1 protein-coding gene is annotated in these 269 nt (G+C 64.7%); it reads right to left on the minus strand.

The features are described from left to right. A partial coding sequence (locus RAD10_RS41955; protein ID WP_461622035.1) for an alpha/beta hydrolase family protein occupies positions 1-269 on the minus strand: 269 nt, incomplete at its 3' end.

Here is a 269-nt window from a genome sequence, read left to right on the forward strand (position 1 = left end):
GCCGCGCCATAGCCGGTACCGACCGGCGCCACCACGAGATAGCCGCGCCGTGCAAACCACATTGCGGCATCGCGAAATTCGACCAGCGGGAAGAAGCTGCGATCCCTGGCATTCAGTGACACGCCGTGGTTCATGATGACCAGTGGGAAAGGGCCATCGCCGAGCGGACGGACCAGATAAGCGAACATCGGCAGCGGGGTAGGCAGCGCCCAGATCTCTTCCTGGATGCGCTGGGACGTGTCTTGGTCCTCCGCGCGCGCCGGAGCGAT

The sequence above is a fragment of the Bradyrhizobium sp. 23AC genome (genome assembly GCF_054863025.1).